This window comes from Sorangium sp. So ce281, assembly GCF_051527395.1.
Taxonomy (GTDB): Bacteria; Myxococcota_A; Polyangia; order Polyangiales; family Polyangiaceae; genus Sorangium; species Sorangium cellulosum_B.
Genome location: NZ_CP150322.1, coordinates 3,473,712 through 3,489,993, shown reverse-complemented (window position 1 = coordinate 3,489,993; position 16,282 = coordinate 3,473,712). Strand labels below are relative to the sequence as shown.

General features: G+C 70.1%; 10 protein-coding genes. 6 read left to right on the top strand and 4 right to left on the bottom strand.

The window, feature by feature from the left end:
• Positions 1 to 406 precede the first annotated feature (406 nt).
• The 4 genes from WMF27_RS13325 (at position 407) to WMF27_RS13310 (ending at position 3,575) form a co-directional block, all read left to right on the top strand.
• Positions 407 to 856 carry a CoA-binding protein gene (locus WMF27_RS13325; protein WP_437768497.1) on the top strand — a complete coding sequence of 150 codons (450 nt, stop codon included), beginning with the start codon at positions 407 to 409 and terminating at the stop codon, positions 854 to 856.
• On the top strand, positions 853 to 1,566 hold the full coding sequence (locus tag WMF27_RS13320; protein WP_437768498.1) for a formylglycine-generating enzyme family protein: 714 nt from the start codon (positions 853 to 855) through the stop codon (positions 1,564 to 1,566). Before WMF27_RS13325 ends, WMF27_RS13320 begins: the two co-directional genes overlap by 4 nt.
• Positions 1,567 to 1,680: 114 nt before the next feature.
• Positions 1,681 to 2,142: a hypothetical protein gene (locus tag WMF27_RS13315; protein ID WP_437768499.1), complete on the top strand. Its 462-nt coding sequence runs from the start codon at positions 1,681 to 1,683 to the stop codon at positions 2,140 to 2,142.
• A gap of 65 nt (positions 2,143 to 2,207) precedes the next feature.
• Complete coding sequence (locus tag WMF27_RS13310) at positions 2,208 to 3,575, top strand: MFS transporter (protein ID WP_437768500.1); 1,368 nt, start codon at positions 2,208 to 2,210, stop codon at positions 3,573 to 3,575.
• 88 nt (positions 3,576 to 3,663) lie between these two features.
• On the opposite strand, the gene WMF27_RS13305 is transcribed toward WMF27_RS13310, so the two are convergent.
• Positions 3,664 to 5,772, bottom strand: a complete 2,109-nt coding sequence (locus WMF27_RS13305) for a hybrid sensor histidine kinase/response regulator (RefSeq protein ID WP_437768501.1) — start codon at positions 5,770 to 5,772, stop codon at positions 3,664 to 3,666.
• Positions 5,773 to 5,955: 183 nt separating this feature from the next.
• On the opposite strand from WMF27_RS13305, the gene WMF27_RS13300 reads away from it, so the two are divergent.
• Positions 5,956 to 7,863 carry a PAS domain S-box protein gene (locus WMF27_RS13300; RefSeq protein WP_437768502.1) on the top strand — a complete coding sequence of 636 codons (1,908 nt, stop codon included), beginning with the start codon at positions 5,956 to 5,958 and terminating at the stop codon, positions 7,861 to 7,863.
• On the opposite strand, the gene WMF27_RS13295 is transcribed toward WMF27_RS13300, so the two are convergent.
• The 3 genes from WMF27_RS13295 to WMF27_RS13285 form a co-directional block, all read right to left on the bottom strand.
• Entirely contained in the window at positions 7,864 to 8,361 is a 498-nt protein-coding gene (locus WMF27_RS13295; RefSeq protein ID WP_437768503.1) for a response regulator, read from the bottom strand. It abuts the gene before it with no gap.
• Between the two features lie 14 nt (positions 8,362 to 8,375).
• Entirely contained in the window at positions 8,376 to 13,808 is a 5,433-nt protein-coding gene (locus WMF27_RS13290) for a trifunctional serine/threonine-protein kinase/ATP-binding protein/sensor histidine kinase (protein WP_437768504.1), read from the bottom strand.
• A gap of 248 nt (positions 13,809 to 14,056) precedes the next feature.
• Positions 14,057 to 14,944 carry a helix-turn-helix domain-containing protein gene (locus WMF27_RS13285; protein WP_437768505.1) on the bottom strand — a complete coding sequence of 296 codons (888 nt, stop codon included), beginning with the start codon at positions 14,942 to 14,944 and terminating at the stop codon, positions 14,057 to 14,059.
• 146 nt (positions 14,945 to 15,090) lie between these two features.
• On the opposite strand from WMF27_RS13285, the gene WMF27_RS13280 reads away from it, so the two are divergent.
• The gene (locus WMF27_RS13280) at positions 15,091 to 16,053 is read left to right on the top strand and encodes an alpha/beta hydrolase family protein (RefSeq protein WP_437768506.1); all 963 of its coding nucleotides are present in this window, start codon (positions 15,091 to 15,093) and stop codon (positions 16,051 to 16,053) included.
• Positions 16,054 to 16,282: the final 229 nt, after the last annotated feature.

The window sequence follows — 16,282 nt, the reverse complement described above, 5'->3', positions numbered from 1 at the left end:
ACGTTTACGCAGCTCCTACGCAGCCCCGGCGCCCTCCTGCGAAGCCCCGGCCCCCCTGTGCGCCCCGCTTGGTGTCCTGCGCTACCATGGCTCGGCGCCAGCGCCTGGTCGTCGCCTCCGCGGCGTAGCTCCGGGGTCCTCCTGCGCGGCGCTGCTGCCCCTCGCGACCTCGGCTTCGTGCTCTCCCCGGATCGACGCCTCGATATCACCGAGTTCTTCATCGAGCGACCGCATCTCGGCTGCTCGAGCCGCCGGTGGCGCCCCGGCAGCATTCAACGCGGAGATCGCGACGGCGATGGAGAGAATCTTCATCGCAAGGATCACGCAGGCGCAGGACGACGTCGCGCATGCTAGCTTTTCTGCGGCGCACGAGATGCTCGACGTCCCTCTCCTCAGCACCGTGGACATGGAACGGACGCTCAGGAATGCGCGCTCCATCGCGGTGCTGGGTATCAAGCCGGAGAGCCGCCGGGACCTCGATGCGCACCAGATCCCGCTTTACCTCCAGAAGGTCGGCTACCACATCCTCCCCGTCCCGACCCGCTATCCCGAGGCGACCCGGATCCTCGGCGTGCCCGTCCGCCGCCGCCTGATCGAGCTTCCCGCGCCCGTCGACGTGCTGAACGTCTTCTGCAAGCCCGAGGAATTCGTGCCCCACGTCGAGGATGCGCTCGTGTTGCGTCCGTCGGTTGTGTGGTTCCAATCCGGGCTGCTCGAGCTCTCGGCGGCGCGCAGGCTGCTCGACGCCGGGATTCCGGTCGCGGAGGATTGTATCGGCTGCCGGCGCGCGTCGATGTGGCCTTCCATCGAGCCATTCGAAGCACAGCGCGCGGCGGCGGGCCCGCGGACGCCATGACGACAGGCCCGCGCTCGGCGCCTTCCGGCCTCGTGTGGATCCCTGGCGGCACCTTCACGATGGGCCAAGATCCGATCTTCGAGTCCGAGACGCCAAACCCACCGCATCGCGTCGAGCTGTCCCCCTTCTGGCTCGGCGCGCACCCGGTCACCCGCGCCGAATACAACGCCTTCGTCGAGGCGACGGGCGCCGCGGCGCCGCCCTCCGCGGGCCGGCCCGAGCTCGACGCGCCCGACCGGCCCGTGGTGAACGTGAGTTACATAGAAGCCCTTCGGTATTGCGCCTGGGCCGGGGGGACCTTGCCCACGGAGGCGCAATGGGAGCTCGCCGCGCGCGGATTCGATGGGCGGCGATACCCCTGGGGAGACGACCCCCCGGACGAACGGCGCGCCTGCTTCGCCGAGGACTGGAATCGCGGCGGGCCGAGCCCGACAGGCGCGCACCCGGCCGGCGCGAGCCCCTTTGGTTGTCACGACATGGCCGGCAATGTCTGGAGCTGGTGCCTGGACGCATTCCGCGCGGACGCGCACCTCGAACGAGCGCGCCTCGGCCGGGATCCGTGCGTGGGCGGCGCGACGCGGGTGCGCCCGCTGCGCGGCGGGTGCTGGCGCAGCATCGAGAGCAGGCTCCAGTCGGCGTACCGCAACTGGAGCCACGAGGTCGCGCGACATACCACGATCGGCTTTCGCCTCTGTGTCTCGACGGTTTGACGCGAGGGCCGTCAAGACGAAGGCAGATCGCGTAAAGTTGACGGGGGCGGGGATGCCGACGGCATCACCTTCGTCCTGGCCGGCGCCCCGGAGGCCTCGCTCCCCCGCTGGGCGGTGAGGCTCGAGTTCGAGCGCCATCGAGCCGGCGTCGTGCCCGAGGGGAAGGATCCCACCGGCGCGGTGGTCAGCTATTTCACGGGCCCTCGCGAGCCGTGGAGGACCGGCGTCCCGACCTATGCCGCGGTGGTTTACGAGGACCTCTGGCCCGGCGTCGATCTCGAGATCTCGGGCACGGCCCACGCGCTGAAATGCGAGCTCGTGGTCGCGCCGGGGGCCGTTCCGGCGCAGATCCGGCTCACCTACCGGGGCGCGAGCGCGGTGCGCCTGACCGAGGGCGGGCAGGTCGAGATCTCCACGCCTGCCCCATCCAGGGTCCGACATCGACCGGAAACATACGTTCGACAACCCATCCGGGGTCCGACATCGGCCGGAAACATACGATCTGCAAACCATTTGTACTCCGACATCGACCGGAAACATACGATTTACGACCCATTTACGGTCCTTGTTTTATGAATCCGTCCTGAGGCCTCGAGCGCCGCACCGCGAGGTCCTTCAGAACTTGCCACTTACGAGGACCCATGACCCAGGCTACCAAGGCGACCAAGATCGAGCTATTTTCGCTGTCGACTCCAGCGATGCGCGCATTCCACCTGACCTGGCTGGCGTTCTTCGCCTGCTTCTTCGCGTGGTTCGCGGTGGCACCGCTGATGCCGGTCATCAAGGGCGAATTCGGGCTGACCAAGGAGCAGATCGCCAACATCAACATCGCCGCGGTGGGAATCACGGTGGCGGGGCGTCTGGTGATCGGGCCGCTCTGCGACAAGTACGGCCCGCGGGCGACCTACACGTGCTTGCTCGCGCTCGGCGCCATCCCCGTGCTCGGGATCGCGCTCGCGCAGAGCTATGAGGTCTTCCTGTTCTTCAGGCTGCTGATCGGCATGATCGGCGCGAGCTTCGTCATCACGCAGTATCACACGTCCGTCATGTTCGCTCCCAACGTGGTCGGCACCGCGAACGCCGCAAGCGCGGGCTGGGGCAACGCCGGAGGGGGGGTCACGCAGTCAACCATGCCCTGGGTGCTCGCGGCGGTGCTGAGCCTGGGTGTCAGCTCATCGCTCGGCTGGCGCCTCGCGATGGTGGTGCCGGGCGCGCTCATGCTCGTCGTCGCGGTCCTCTACTGGAAGTACACCCAGGACTGCCCGCAAGGGAACTACAAGGACCTCCGCGCGGCGGGCGTCGAGATCGAGGGCGGGAAGAAGGGTGGATGGGCGGTCTTCAAGGCGGCGATGGGCAACTACCGGTCCTGGATGCTGTTCGTCACGTACGGGGCCTGCTTCGGGATCGAGCTCTTCGTGCACAACGTGGCGGCCAGCTACTTCGTGGACCGCTTCAAGCTGGATCTCCAGACCGCGGGCATGGCCGCGGGCAGCTTCGGGCTCCTGGCGCTGTTCGCGCGCGCCGTGGGCGGCATCCTCTCCGATCGGCTGGCCCACCGGAAGGGCCTGGACGCGCGCACGACCCTCCTGTTCGCGCTGATGGTCGGCGAGGGGCTCGGCCTGCTCTGGTTCTCCCGGACGCAGACCGCGGGGATGGCGGTGCTCGCGATGATCGTGTTCGGGCTCTTCACGCACATGGCTTGCGGCGCCACCTACGCGCTCGTGCCCTTCATCGATCGCAAGGCGCTCGGCGGCGTCGCGGGCATCGTGGGCGCGGGCGGCAACGTCGGCGCGGTCGCGGCGGGCTTCCTGCTCAAGGCGGTCGGCGACACCCAGGACTGCTTTGCGGTGCTGGGCTTCGCCGCGCTCGTCTCGTCGGTGTGCGCGATCCTGGTGCGCTTCACGGCCGCCCACAAGGCCAGCGAACAGGCCCTCTACGACAAGGCCCTCGCCGAGCGCCTCGCCCAGAGCGGCGCCCCGGCCCCGGTCGGCCTCGCGCGCGCGAGCTGAGCCTCCTCGAGGTGACCGCCGCGAACCATCGAGGGTCTCGCGGCGCTGCCTGTCGGCGCGACGGAGCGCGAGCGAGCGGGGCCGCGGGTCAGCCCGAGAGCGGACCCGCCGTGCTGCGCAGCTCGCGGCGCCCCGCCGACAGGGCCTCCATCAGCGCGGCGTTCTCGGCTGGCTTGACGAGGTGCTTGTCGAAGCCCGCCTCTCGCGACCTCCGCCGGTCCTCGTCCTGACCGTAGCCGCTCAGGGCGACGAGGCGCGTCGACGCGAGCGACGGCTCGGCGCGGATGGCGCGGGCCACGTCGTAACCGTCCATTCCTCCCGGCAACCCGAGGTCGCACAGGACCACATCCGGAGGGCGCGTCCGGGCCGCCGTCAGGCCGGTCGGGCCGTCGAACGCCGTCTCCACGTCGTAGCCGCTCAGGGTCAAGAGCATCTCGAGGCTCTCGGCCGCGTCGTGGTTGTCCTCGATCACGAGGACGCGAACCCCCTGGCGACTGGCCTCCTCCCCGTCGGAGGCGGCCGGCAGGCCCCGGGCGACCGGCGCCGCGAGCGGCAGCCGCAGCGTGAACACCGAGCCGCGGCCGGGCCCCTCGCTGTGAGCCGCCACCGTCCCGCCGTGGAGCTCGACGAGCCCCTTCACCAGCGCAAGGCCGAGCCCGAGCCCCCCCTTGCTCCGGGCCAGCCCCTGATCCGCCTGGCTGAACGGATCGAAGATGCGCGCTAGCAGCCCCGGATCCATCCCGACGCCGTTGTCCTCGACCGTGATGACGGCCTGTCCAGACACGCCCCCGTCGCGCCCGGGCGCGCGACGACGAGGATCCGCCTCGACACGCACGCGCACGCGCCCGCCCCCGCTCGCGCCCGCGTCGGTGAATTTGCCGGCGTTCTGCAGCAGATTGCCCAGCATCTGCGCCAGCCGGGTGTCGTCGCCCTCGACCCAGAGCGGCTCGTCCGGCGCGCTCACGCGGAGCGCCACGCCGTCGGCCTCGAGGTTCGCCCGGTAATCCTCGGCGGTCTGGCGGACGATGCCGACGAGATCGCAGCGCGCCTTGCGGAGCTGGATCCGGCCGCGGGCGATGCGAGAGATGTCGAGCAGGTCGTCGATCAGCCGGACCATGTGCGTGACCTGGCGATCGATCACGTCCCGGGCTCGCCGCTGCACGGGATCCGCCGCTCCGACCCTCCGGAGCATCGCGACGGCCGTGCGGACGGGCGCGAGGGGGTTGCGCAGCTCGTGGGCGAGCATGGCCAGGAACTCGTCCTTCCGCCGGTCCGCGTCCCGCAGCGCCTGCTCTGCCAGCTTGAGGTCATGGATGTTGATCGCGATCCCGAACCACCGGACGATCCGGCCCGAGGCGTCGCGGATGGGCCGCCCGCGCACCTTGAACCACTGGTATCCGCCGTCGCGCCGCCGGACGCGGTACTCCAGATCATACGGGGCGAGCCCCCCGACCGCGGCGCGCCAGGCGGCGAAGACCCGCTCCCGATCGTCCGGGTGCAGGACATCGAGCCACCCGTCGCCGAACTGCCGCTCGGGGGGCACGCCGGTGAACTCGACCCATTGCTCGCTGAAGAACTCGCAATAGCCGTCGGGCCGGGTAGCCCACACCATGCCCGGGATCGATTCGAGGGTCTGGCGGTGAAAGAGCTCGCTCTCGCGCAGGGCGGCCTCTGCCCGGTGGCGCTCGGTCAGATCGAGCATCGAGCCGATCATGCGGGTGGGCGCGCCGCTCGCGCTCCGGCCGATGTAGCCGCGGTCGAGGAAGGGCGCGTACGAGCCGTCGCTCTTGCGAAAGCGGTACTCGTCGGTCCAGCTCTCCCCGGTGCCGTCGATCGCCGCGCGGATCCCCTCGGACACCCGCGCCCTGTCCTCCGGGTGGATGCGGTCGTGCCAGCCCTCGGGGCCGTCGCCGAGCTCCTCCGGCGTGCAGCCGAAATGCTGGACGACCGCTCCGTTCCAGTAGACCCGGTTCGTCTCCAGATCCCAGTCCCAGATCACGTCGTTCGTGGCGCGGTTCAGGAGGCGATACTGCTCCTCGCTCCGCCGGGCGGCCGCCTCGGCCTCCAGCCGGGCGGCTTCTGCGCTGGCCGCGCGGTCGCGGACCTCGCTCTCCCGCAGCGGCACCTCGGCCTGCCCGGCCGCGGTGGCGCCCTCGGAGCGCTGGCGGCCAGCCCCGTCCAACCGTGTGCTCTGCATCGTCCTCGCCCGGAGGGTTGCGTAGTGGCGCGCCTGGCGTTTGGCCACCCGCCAGCGCCCGTCGCGACGAGGACGATGCTGGAGATCTCGGCGATGCGGGCCCCGCGCGGCCCTGTCATCCGACGCGAGCTCGTCCGCGCGGTTGCGCGCGCGACCTCTGGTAACAATGCATGGAGCGTGGCTGTGCTGGGGAAATCCGCGGATGAGGGCGCCGCCGACGCGCTCAAGCGACAGCTGGCCGAGCCCGGCGGCGCCAAGGCGTTGCTGCAGGCGATCCTGGACAGCGCATCCGAGTGCATCCTGGTGATCTCCCCGGAGGGCACGATCCTCCTGTCCGGCCGCGCGCTGCCGAGCGCTAGCTCGACGGGCCTGCTGCGGACGAGCATCTACGAGCACATCGCGCCGGAGGCGCGAGAGGCGGCCCGCTCGTGCGTCGAGCGCGTCGTGCGGTCGGGGGCGTCCGGCAGCTGCGAGTGCACGATCCGCGGCGAGCACGGCCAGGAGGCGCGCTACGAGGCGAGGGTCAGCCCCATCCTGTGCCGCGGCCGCGTCGCCACGCTGCTCATGATCTGCGCCGACGTCACGGAGCGGAGGGCGACGGAAGCGGCGCTCCGGAGGAGCGAGGAGCGCTATCGTTCGGTGATCGCCGCCCTCGACGAGGGGATCGTCCTCCAGGACGCGAGCGGCTCGATCGAGGCGTGCAACGCGAGCGCCGAGCGCATCCTCGGGCTCACGTCCGCGGAGATGGCGGGCCGGGAGAGCCGCGATCCCCGCTGGCGGGCCGTCCACGAGGACGGCGCTCCGTTCAACGGCGACCTGCACCCGGCCATCGTGACGCTCCGCACGGGGGTGCCGCAGAAGAACGTGATCATGGGGGTCCACCGGCCGGCGGGCGACATGGCGTGGATCTCCATCAACTCGCAGCCGTTGCTCCGCGCGGGCGAGTCCATCCCGTACGCGGTGGTCACGTCATTCCACGACATCACGGAGCGCAAGCGCTCCGAGGAGGAGCTGAGGAAGAGCGAGGAGCGCTTTCGCGCCACCTTCAACCAGGCCGCGGTCGGCATCGGCCAGGCGTCGGTCGAGGGCCGGTGGCTCCGGCTGAACGAGAAATTCTGCGATCTCGTGGGTTACTCCCACGCAGAGATGACCGATCTCACGTCCCAGCAGATCACGTATCCACCGGATCTGCCGGCCGATCTCGAGAACGTGCGCCGCATCTTGTCGGGTGAGCTCCAGACGGGCTCGCGGGAGAAGCGTTATGTCCGGAAGGGCGGCGAGCTGGTCTGGGCGAAGGTCACGACCTCGCTGGTCCGCCACGCCTCCGGGGCGCCTGCCTACTTCGTCATCATCGCGGAGGACGTCACGGACCGGAAGCACGTCGAGGAGACGCGCCAGGAGTTCTTGACCCTCGCGTCGCACGAGCTCAAGACGCCTCTTACCCCGGTGATGCTCCGGGTGCAGGCGCTCCTGCGCATGTACCGGAGGGCCGGCGGGCCGCCGCCGGCCGCCGAGGAGGTGATCCCGAGGCTCGAGGCCGTGGAGGCGCTGCTCGAGAGGCTGCACCGGCTCGTCGAGGAGCTCCTCGACATCTCGCAGATCACGGCGGCGCCGATGACGGTGGCGCTGGAGGAGGTCGACCTCGGCGCGCTCCTCCGGGACATCCTGCATGCACACGCGGCGCTGCTCCGGCGCGCGGCGTGCCCGGTCACCGTCGACGCGCCGAGCGCCCTTTGCGGCCACTGGGACCCGGCGCGGCTCGAGCAGATCATCACCAACCTGCTCTCCAACGCGTCCAAGTACGGCGTCGGCAAGCCCGTCGACGTGGCGCTCGAGGCGTCCGGCGACATGGCGCGCCTGACCGTCCGCGACCGCGGGATCGGCATCGCGGCGGCCGATCACGAGCGGATCTTCCGCTGCTTTCAGCGGGCGACGACGTCGCGCCACTACGGCGGGTTCGGGCTCGGGCTGTGGATCGTGCGCGAGGCGGCGGAGGCGATGGGCGGGACGGTCCGCGTGGAGAGCCGCCTGGGCGAGGGCGCGAGGTTCACGGTCGAGCTGCCGCGCGCGCGGCGGCGCGCGAGCTCCTGATCAGCTCGCGTCCGGGGGCATGATCCCGCGCACGAGCTTCTGCGCGCTGGCCATGCTGGAGACCAGGCTGTGATGCTGGACGGCCTTCTCGACGGCCGCGATGAGCCCCGACACGTCGCCATTCTTGTCGAAATAGCCGAACGCCTTGTGGGTCGAGAGCAGATCTTGCTTCTCCAGGATGTCCTGGAAGGCGGTGTAGAAGATGATCGGCACCTTCGGGAACAGCGCCTTGATCTTCAGGTAGGCAGTGAGGCCGTCGATGCCCGGCATGCGGATATCCAGGATGACCAGGCTGACCATCTCCGTCATGGCGGCGATGCCCTCCTGCGCGCTCGCGTACAGGCGCACGTCGTAATCACGCCGCAGCGTGAACTCGAGCGCAGACCGCATCCGCGGGTCGTCGTCGATCACGACCACGATCGCCCGCTCTTTGTCAGGCTCCTCCGGCGCCTCGCCCGAAGCTTCGCGGAAGCGCCTGGTGAATTTCGCCGATGTCATCTTGGCGCCTCCATTCAATTCCCGGAGAGGTTGAGATCGAACCGGCCGACGGGCGCGCCGGCCGTCTGCGGCCGCTGCGGCTGCTGGTCGCGCGCCGCGCGCGGGAGCCGGACGACGAACGTCGTTCCGCGCTCCGCGGCGCTCTCGACGTCGATCGTCCCGCGGTACATCGCGACGAGGCGGGAGACGAAGCTGAGCCCCAGGCCCACGCCGGTCGTCGGCTTGGTCGAGAAGAACGGCTGGAAGATCCTCGAGAGGTCGTCGGACGAGATCCCGTCGGCGTTATCGCTGATGGTGAGGACATGGAGCTCCCCCTCGTCGACCGTCTCGACCCGCATCCGCCGGCCGCGGCCGTCGCCGACCAGGAGCAGCGCGTCGCGCGCGTTCAGGACGATGTTGCTCACGATGGAGTCGAAGTGCGACTCGTACCCGACGACCGCCGAGCCGCCCCGGAGATCGAGCTCGATCGACACGCCCTGGCGCGCGAACTCGTCGCGGTGCCGCGCCGCGACGGACTCGACGACGCGGCGGAGGCTCACGACCTCGCTCCCGGCGAGCGCGACGCCGAGCTTCGAGTACTCCAGGATCCTGTTCGTTACGCTCAGCGCGCGCTCCGTGCAGTCGCCCACCATCCGGAGCACGCTGTCGAGCGTCTCCTCCGCCTCCTCGATGTCGCCCAGACAGGCGATGGCCGCCTTGATCTTGCCCTCCGGGATATCGCCCTTGAGCAAGTCGAACAGCTCGCCGAGCCGGGCCGCGTTCTTCGCGCACAGCGTCTCGCCGCCCTGGGTCACGGACTCGAGCACCATGGCGGCCCCCGAGAGGGCGTTGCGCATCTCGTGCGCGAAGCCGCCCGCCATCTGGTTCTCGACCGCCTCCCGCTCCAGGCGGACGATCGTCGCGTGGGCCTGCTCGAGCTCCGCCGTGCGCTCGCGGACCTTCTGCTCCACGCCCGTGTAGAGCTTCGCGTTCTCGATGGAGATGGCCATCTGCGAGGACAGCATCGAGAGGAGCTCCAGCCGATCCTGGGTGAACGTCCCGGCCGCCGTGTTGTTCTCGAGGTAGATGGCCCCGTAAAGGCCGTTATGGTGGGTGATGGGCGTGCACAGGACCGACCTCGGGCAGCGCTGCGCGACGTAGTCGTCGCGCTGGAACTGCCTGTCTGTCGAGGCGTCGGAGAGGACGACGCACTGGCCCGTGCGCGCGACATACTGGACGATCGCGGCCCAGAGGAGCGGGCGCTCGTGCGCCGCGGCCTGGTCGAGGGGCAGCCCCGGGAAGCGCGGCTCGTCGCGGCCGTCCGTCCAGTCGACCTCGGCCTCGATCCGCAGGCCGTCGCTGTCCCGGAGGACGAGGCAGCCGCGCTGGGCGCCGGCGTTCTCCATGGCGACCGACATGAGCTTGGCGAGGAGCCTGTCGAGCACGATCTCCCCGGAGATCGCCTGCGCCGCCTTCAGGACCGTCCTGAGGTCGAGGCGAGATGCGCCGAGCGAGGTCGTCGTGACGAACGTCCGCGAGGGCGCGAGCTCCGAGGATCGCGGGGAGTGCGCCTCGCGCGCGGCGAGCTGCGGATACCGCTCCTCCAGGTCCTGCGCCTTGCGGGCGGCGCCCCAGAGGTCGTAGTGGTAACTCGCGTCCGCGAGGTACACGCGCGCGAGCTTCTCTTTCCCCTGCGCGAGCCAGAACCGCCCCGCCAGCTCGCAGGCCACCGCGGCCTCGTTCACGTAGTCGTGCTCCGAGGCGGACGCGATGGCGCGGTCGTACAGGTCCAGCGCCTCGGCCGCGCGGCCGTCGATCCGCGCGAGCTCGGCCTCCACGAGCAGGTACCTGTGCAGGAAGTTGCTGGCGCACGTCCCCGACAGCGCCTCGAGCTTCGCCTGGTTCTCCGACAGCTTCGCGCGGTAGCGCGCCTTGTCCTCCGGCGAGGCCGCCGGGTAGAGCGCTGTCATGGCGAGGGAGTAATAGAAGGTGTGCAGCGGCGTGAACACCTTGCCCGTGCTCGCGCCGAGGGTCGGCTCCGTCTCGGCGGCGTGCTTGTAGGCGAGCTCGTATTCGCCGAACACGAAATAGAGCATGGCCTGCGCCGTGTGGATGTAATTGACGGTGTTGAAGTTCTTTGTCGCGTAGAGGCCGGGGAGCGCCTGCTCGGCGTCGAAGAACTCTCCCTTGATCTTCGCCGCGTGCTCGGACCTGCCGGTGAGGTTCCGGATGACCTGCCGCCACACGCTGAGCTGGTTGATGACCTGCTCCTGCTTGAACCGGAACACCTCCTCGATGTGCCTGTCGAACATCGCCTCGAGGTCGAGGAGGTTCTGCCCGGAGACGGCGCCGCACACGAAGGCGTTGATCAGGCAGTACGCGGCGCTCTCGGCGTCGCCGTTCTCGGCGTAGCTCAGGTACCCTTCGAGGAGCGGCGCCTGGCTCTCGCGGGCCGGACGGTAGAAGTGCCGGGAGAGCCCGTAATAGAAGTTGTAGACGCTCGCCTTGTAGAACGGCTCGTCCCGGCGCCGGTGCACCGCGATCGAGAGCTCTCCGAACCGGGATCCCGTCGCGATGTCGCCCACGCCGGCGTTGACGAGCACGCTGAACGCCGCGAACGCGTAGGACGAGAGCGGCGACTCGCCGTGATCCATCGTCAGGTCGAGCGCGCGGCAGATGAAGAGCCCCAGCATCTCCGGCGCGGCGAAATACGACGCATGGATCGCGCGCCGGAGGATCACGAGCGCGGCGTGCTTCGGGGCCTCCGTCATCGGGGCGAGCCGGCCGAGGCGCTCGAGGCCGAGCTCGGCGACCTGCTTCGTCGTCTTCGTGTAGGCGTCGAGGAAATCCTGCATGCCGGGGCTCGCCGGGAACGTCTCTCCGAGCTGCGCGAGCGCCTCCACGGCGATGTCCACGGCCTTCCGGAACTCCGCCTGGGTGTGGTGATAGAGGATCAGGAGCTCGTAGAGCTTGCTCCTGTTCATGACGTCGCGGATCTCGCACAGGGCGGCGTCCACGAGCTCCTTCATCGCGCCCCAGTCCGCGTTCATGCACGCCGCCTCGGCCGCGCCGACGTGGAGCGCGCTCATCAGCGCAGGATCGCTCTGCCAGGCGCTCGCGGGCAGCAGCGAGAGGCCTCGGGCGAAGTAGCCGCGCGCCGCGTCGAAGGCGGCGGAGAGCAGCGCGCGCCGGCCCGCGAGGAGGTTCAGCTCCGCGAGGCGCCGCTGCTCCGCGGCGTCGCTCAGCAGGTCGGCGCCGCGGTTCAGGTGGTAAACGACGTCGAAGACCTTCTCCTCGGGGGCGCGCCCGCCCAGGCTCCGCAGGAGCAGCCGGCCGATGTCGGCGTGGAGGCCGCTGCGCTCGCCGTCCTCGATCATGGCGTACGCGGCCTGCTGGACGCGATCGTGGAGGAACCTGTAGTCCGGGAAGACGAGCGGCGCGGCGAGGTCGTCGGGCGCCGCGGGCTCCATCGGGGAGAGCGGGACGAGGAGGCCCTCCTGCAGCGCGGGCACGAGGTGCCGGTAGGCATCGGCGCGGGTCTGCTCGCGGATGACCGCGAGCCTGCCCAGGTCGAAGCGGTTGCCGAGGCAGGACGCCGACATGAGCGCTCGCTGCGTGTCCGCGGGGAGCTCCCGCAGCTTGCCGATCATCAGATCGACGACGTTGTCCGTGATGTTCCTGGACTCGATGTGCTCGACGTCCCACGTCCACGCCGCGAGCCCGGCGTCATAGCGCAAGCACCCGGTGTGGTGCAGCGTGCGGAGGAACTCGTTGACGAAGAACGGGTTGCCGCCCGTCTTCCGCGTGACCAGCGCGGCGAGCGGCATGACCGCGGCGGCGTCCGCGCGCAGCGCGTCGGCGAGCATCCGGCAGACCACCTCGGCGCCGAGCGGCCCCGGGGAGATCTCGCGCACCCGGCCGACCGCCCCTTCCCGTCGCAGCGCGGCGATCGAGGCCGAGAGCGGGTGCGCGGCCCCCACCTCGTTGTCGCGGTAGGCGCCGATCACGAGCAGGCCGCGCAGCTTCGCGTCGGTCATCAAGAGCTCGATGACCCTGAGGGACGCCGCGTCGGCCCACTGCAGGTCGTCGAGGAAGATGGCCAGCGGGCGCTCGGCGTCGCAGAACACGCGGACGAAGTTCTGGAGGACGCGCACGAAGCGGTTCTGGGACTCCGCGGGCCCCAGCGCCTGGACGGCCGGCTGGTCGCCCACGATGCGCTCGATCTCCGGGATCACGTCGACGAGGACCTGCCCGTTCGCCCCGAGCGCGGCCTTGATCTTCGAGCGCCAGAGCGCGAACTGCGCCTCGGGCTCGGCGACGATCTGCCGCACCAGATCGCGGAACGCGCTGGTGATCGCGGTGTACGGGGTGCTTCGCTGGAGCTGGTCGTACTTGCCCGCGACGAAATACCCGCGCGCCTCGGTGATGGGCTTGTACAGCTCGTGCGCCAGCGCGGACTTGCCGATCCCCGAGTACCCGGCGATGAGCATCAGCTCGGCGCCGCCCCGCGCTGCGCGCTCGAACGCCTCGAGCAGCGCCTGCACCTCGCGCTCGCGCCCGTAGAGCTGCTGCGGGATGCGGAGCTCGCCGGAGGCGTCGGCGCGGCCCAGCGGGAACGGGGCGATCTCGCCCGTGGCCGCGAGCCGCCGCTCGCACTCCTCCAGGTCGTGGAGGAGGCCCGCCGCGCTCTGGTAACGGCCCTCGGCCGCCTTCGTCATGAGCTTCATCACGAGGTCCGACAGGGCCTCCGGCACGCCCGGACAGCGCGCGCGCGGCGGGGCGGGATCGCGCGCGACGTGGCAGTGGACGAGCTCCATGGCGTCCGTCGCGCTGAAGGGCGGCGCGCCCGTGAGGAGCTCGTAGAAGGTGGCGCCGAGCGAGTAGAAGTCGGTGCGATGGTCGAGAGACCGGTTCATGCGACCGGTCTGCTCGGGAGAGATGTAGGCGAGCGTCCCCGCGAGCACCGCGGGGCTCTTGATCGAGAGCTCTTCCCGGGAAAGCCGCGTCGAGATGCCGAAGTCGATGATCTTGACAACACCCGTCTCGCGGTTGACTACGATGTTGGATGGATTGATATCCTTGTGTATGATTCCGCTTCCGTGGACTTCGCGAAGGGCGCTCGTGATCTGGATCGCAAGCCGGACGAAGTCCGCGGCGTCGAGCGGGCGGCGCTGGAGGTGGTGGAGGTGGTGCGCCAGCGAGCGGCCGCCGAAATCCTCGAGGACGAGGAGGAGCCCGTTCTCGTGCCTGCACAGGTCGAGCGCCCGGACGACGCCCGGCGCATCCAGGTCGCGGAGCACCGCGTATTCATGCCGGTAGCGCGTGAGCTCCGTCTGGCTGGGATAGTCCGAGCGCAGCAGCTTGAGGATCACGGCGCGCCCGTCTCCGGCGCGCTGGCCCCGGTAGACGCGCGAGCTGCCGCTCTCGTAGATCTTGTCGGTCGCTCGATAACCCGAGATCGTCAGCATCACTCCCCTTGACGTCAGACGTGCTCTGGCGCTGTCAGGCGCGGTCAACAGCCCACGGCGTGGCATGGCCCCACCACGAATGTGTCCTGGATGGTACCATGAAGCCGCTTCGCGGCTGGACGAATCTCGCGGGACGGCGTGGGTGGATATCCGTCATTGAGCCCTGTTCTGGCTCAAGGTGCCACTTTGAATGCGGTGGACCTCGCGCATGCCCGGGCGCGCGAGGCGACGCGGGGAATGGAGTCGCGCTACGACGCCGCGCGCTCGATGCGCGCTCGCGCACTGACCACGCCGCTCTCGCCGACATCGTGGCGGGCGTTCGCGCCGCCCTCGGCGCAGGCGCGCGCATCCTCGGCCGATGGGCCGAGAAGTCGCCTCGCGGCGCCGTCGTCGGCCGCTCGCTTCACGAAGGCGCCCGGCGTGAGCCCGACGAGCTCCCGGAAGTCGGTGATGAGGTGCGCCTGGTCGTAATAGCCCGCGTCCCGCGCGATACGCGCCCAGTCCTTCGAGGTCGCTGCCATCCGCACGGCACGCTGCAGGCGAACGGTGCGCGCGAAATCCTTCGGCGAGACGCCGACGCTCTCGGTGAAGGCACGGCGGAGATGCCGCGCCGTGACGCCCAGCCGCTCCGCCACGCTCTCCACCCGGACCTCGCCTCCTTCGAGCAAGCGGACCGCGCGGCGCGCGAGCCGCGCCGATGCCGATTCGAACGTCTGGCGGGTACGAAGGGCGATGGCGCAAGACACTCGGTCGAGGAGCTCCGGCAGGCTGCGCGCCGCGAGCAGCTCGTCGCATAGATCGCCGCCCGGGCGGCCCCAGATGTCTTCCAGCGGGACGATCCGATCCGTCAGCGCGTTCGCGGCCACGCCGAGGAGCGGCGCCGACCAGCCTGGCTTGAACTGGATGCAGATCGCCCGCGCCACGCCGCCGGCGTTCTTGAACAGCGCGCGCGTGCGCGGCCCCGCGACGCACACGTCGCCTCTCCGGCCCTCCTCGAGCGCGCGGAAGACGAGCATCGTTCGTCCGTCGGGCAGCCGTTCATGACGTGTGTGCCCCCCCACCGGCAGGAGCGAGTGAACGCCCTCGACGAAGCGCGTGAGCGAGAACGTCGCCGCGGTGTCCGTCGTGTGCAGCACCGTCGCAGTGTCGCGCGCCGGCTGCGATCGTTCAAGCCGACGCGGCGCGAGCGCTCCAGAAATGTCCGGTCCTTCCAATGAGAGCGCGGTGGCGGGAGCTACCAAGGCGATGAGCGGGGCCGAGCCCCCGAAAGGAACTCCACATCATGAGCCAACCGACTCCCGCAGCGAACGCCTCCAGCGCCCCCGCGCAGGTCTTCTCGATCCACCCCGTCGCGCTGCCCGCCCCCGGCCGCCCCGTCGATCTCCAGGTGCGCGTGTCCGCGCCCGTGACCGGAAGCGAGCTGCCCATCCTGCTGCTCTCGCACGGCCACGGCCCCTCCAACTTCGTCTCGTCGCTCCACGGCTACGCCCCGCTCGCCAACGACTTCGCGGCGCACGGCTTCGTCGTGATCCAGCCCACACATCTCGACTCGAAGACGCTCCCCTTCAGAGGCTCGGACCACCCCGATGCGCCTCTCTTCTGGCGCGCGCGCGCCGAGGACATGAGCCGCATCCTCGACCAGCTCGACGCGATCGAGCGCGCCGTCCCTGCGATCGCGGGGCGTGTGGATCGAAGCAAGGTGGCCGTCCTCGGCCACTCGATGGGCGGGCACACCGCGAGCGTGCTGCTCGGCGCGCGCCACGTGGGTCCCCACGACGGAAGCGAGGTGAGCGTCGCCGAGCCGCGGATCAAGGCGGGCGTGCTGCTCGCCGCGCCCGGCCGAGGCGACGCCCTCAGCAAGTACGCAGCAGAGAACTACCCATTCTTCGCGAGCATCGATTTTTCCACGATGACAACGCCCGCGCTCGTGGTCGCCGGCGACAAGGACGGCTCTCCCCACCTGACGACCGCAGGCGCCGCCTGGCACGCCGATCCCTACTTCCTCTCCCCAGGCCCCAAGTCGCTGCTCATGCTGGTCGACGCAGGGCACGGGCTGGGGGGCGTCGCGGGCTACGACCTCGCCGAGACCACCGACGAGAACCCCGAGCGCGTGGCTGCCGTCCAGCTCCTCACGCGGGCCTACCTCCGCACCGCGCTCTACCCCGGAGACCCCGCCTGGCAGGACGCACAAAGCGCGCTGGCGGGCGCTGCCAGGCCGCTCGGACGAGTCGAGTCCAGGTCGTGATGATCGAGCGCTCGCGGACGAGGCCTGCCGAGCACTAGAGCGACAAACGGGTTGAACCCCCGAGCAAAAGCAGGAAATTCACAGGGAGACGGGGAGGCGGGGAGCGAGAGACGGCAAGAAGGAGAAATTCATTTTCTTCTCCCTCCCCGCCTCCTCGCCTCCCTGTGAAAATTCTCCGGGTTTCAACATGATCGATTGGTGCTCTAGGCAGGCGAGTGAGGCGCACGAA

Coding starts and splice junctions, on each gene's coding strand:
- WMF27_RS13325 (WP_437768497.1), top strand. CDS start 407: ATGGAACGGACGCTCAGGAATGCGCGCTCCATCGCGGTGCTGGGTATC.
- WMF27_RS13280 (WP_437768506.1), top strand. CDS start 15,091: ATGAGCCAACCGACTCCCGCAGCGAACGCCTCCAGCGCCCCCGCGCAG.
- WMF27_RS13295 (WP_437768503.1), bottom strand. CDS start 8,361: ATGACATCGGCGAAATTCACCAGGCGCTTCCGCGAAGCTTCGGGCGAG.
- WMF27_RS13305 (WP_437768501.1), bottom strand. CDS start 5,772: ATGCAGAGCACACGGTTGGACGGGGCTGGCCGCCAGCGCTCCGAGGGC.
- WMF27_RS13310 (WP_437768500.1), top strand. CDS start 2,208: ATGACCCAGGCTACCAAGGCGACCAAGATCGAGCTATTTTCGCTGTCG.
- WMF27_RS13320 (WP_437768498.1), top strand. CDS start 853: ATGACGACAGGCCCGCGCTCGGCGCCTTCCGGCCTCGTGTGGATCCCT.
- WMF27_RS13290 (WP_437768504.1), bottom strand. CDS start 13,808: ATGCTGACGATCTCGGGTTATCGAGCGACCGACAAGATCTACGAGAGC.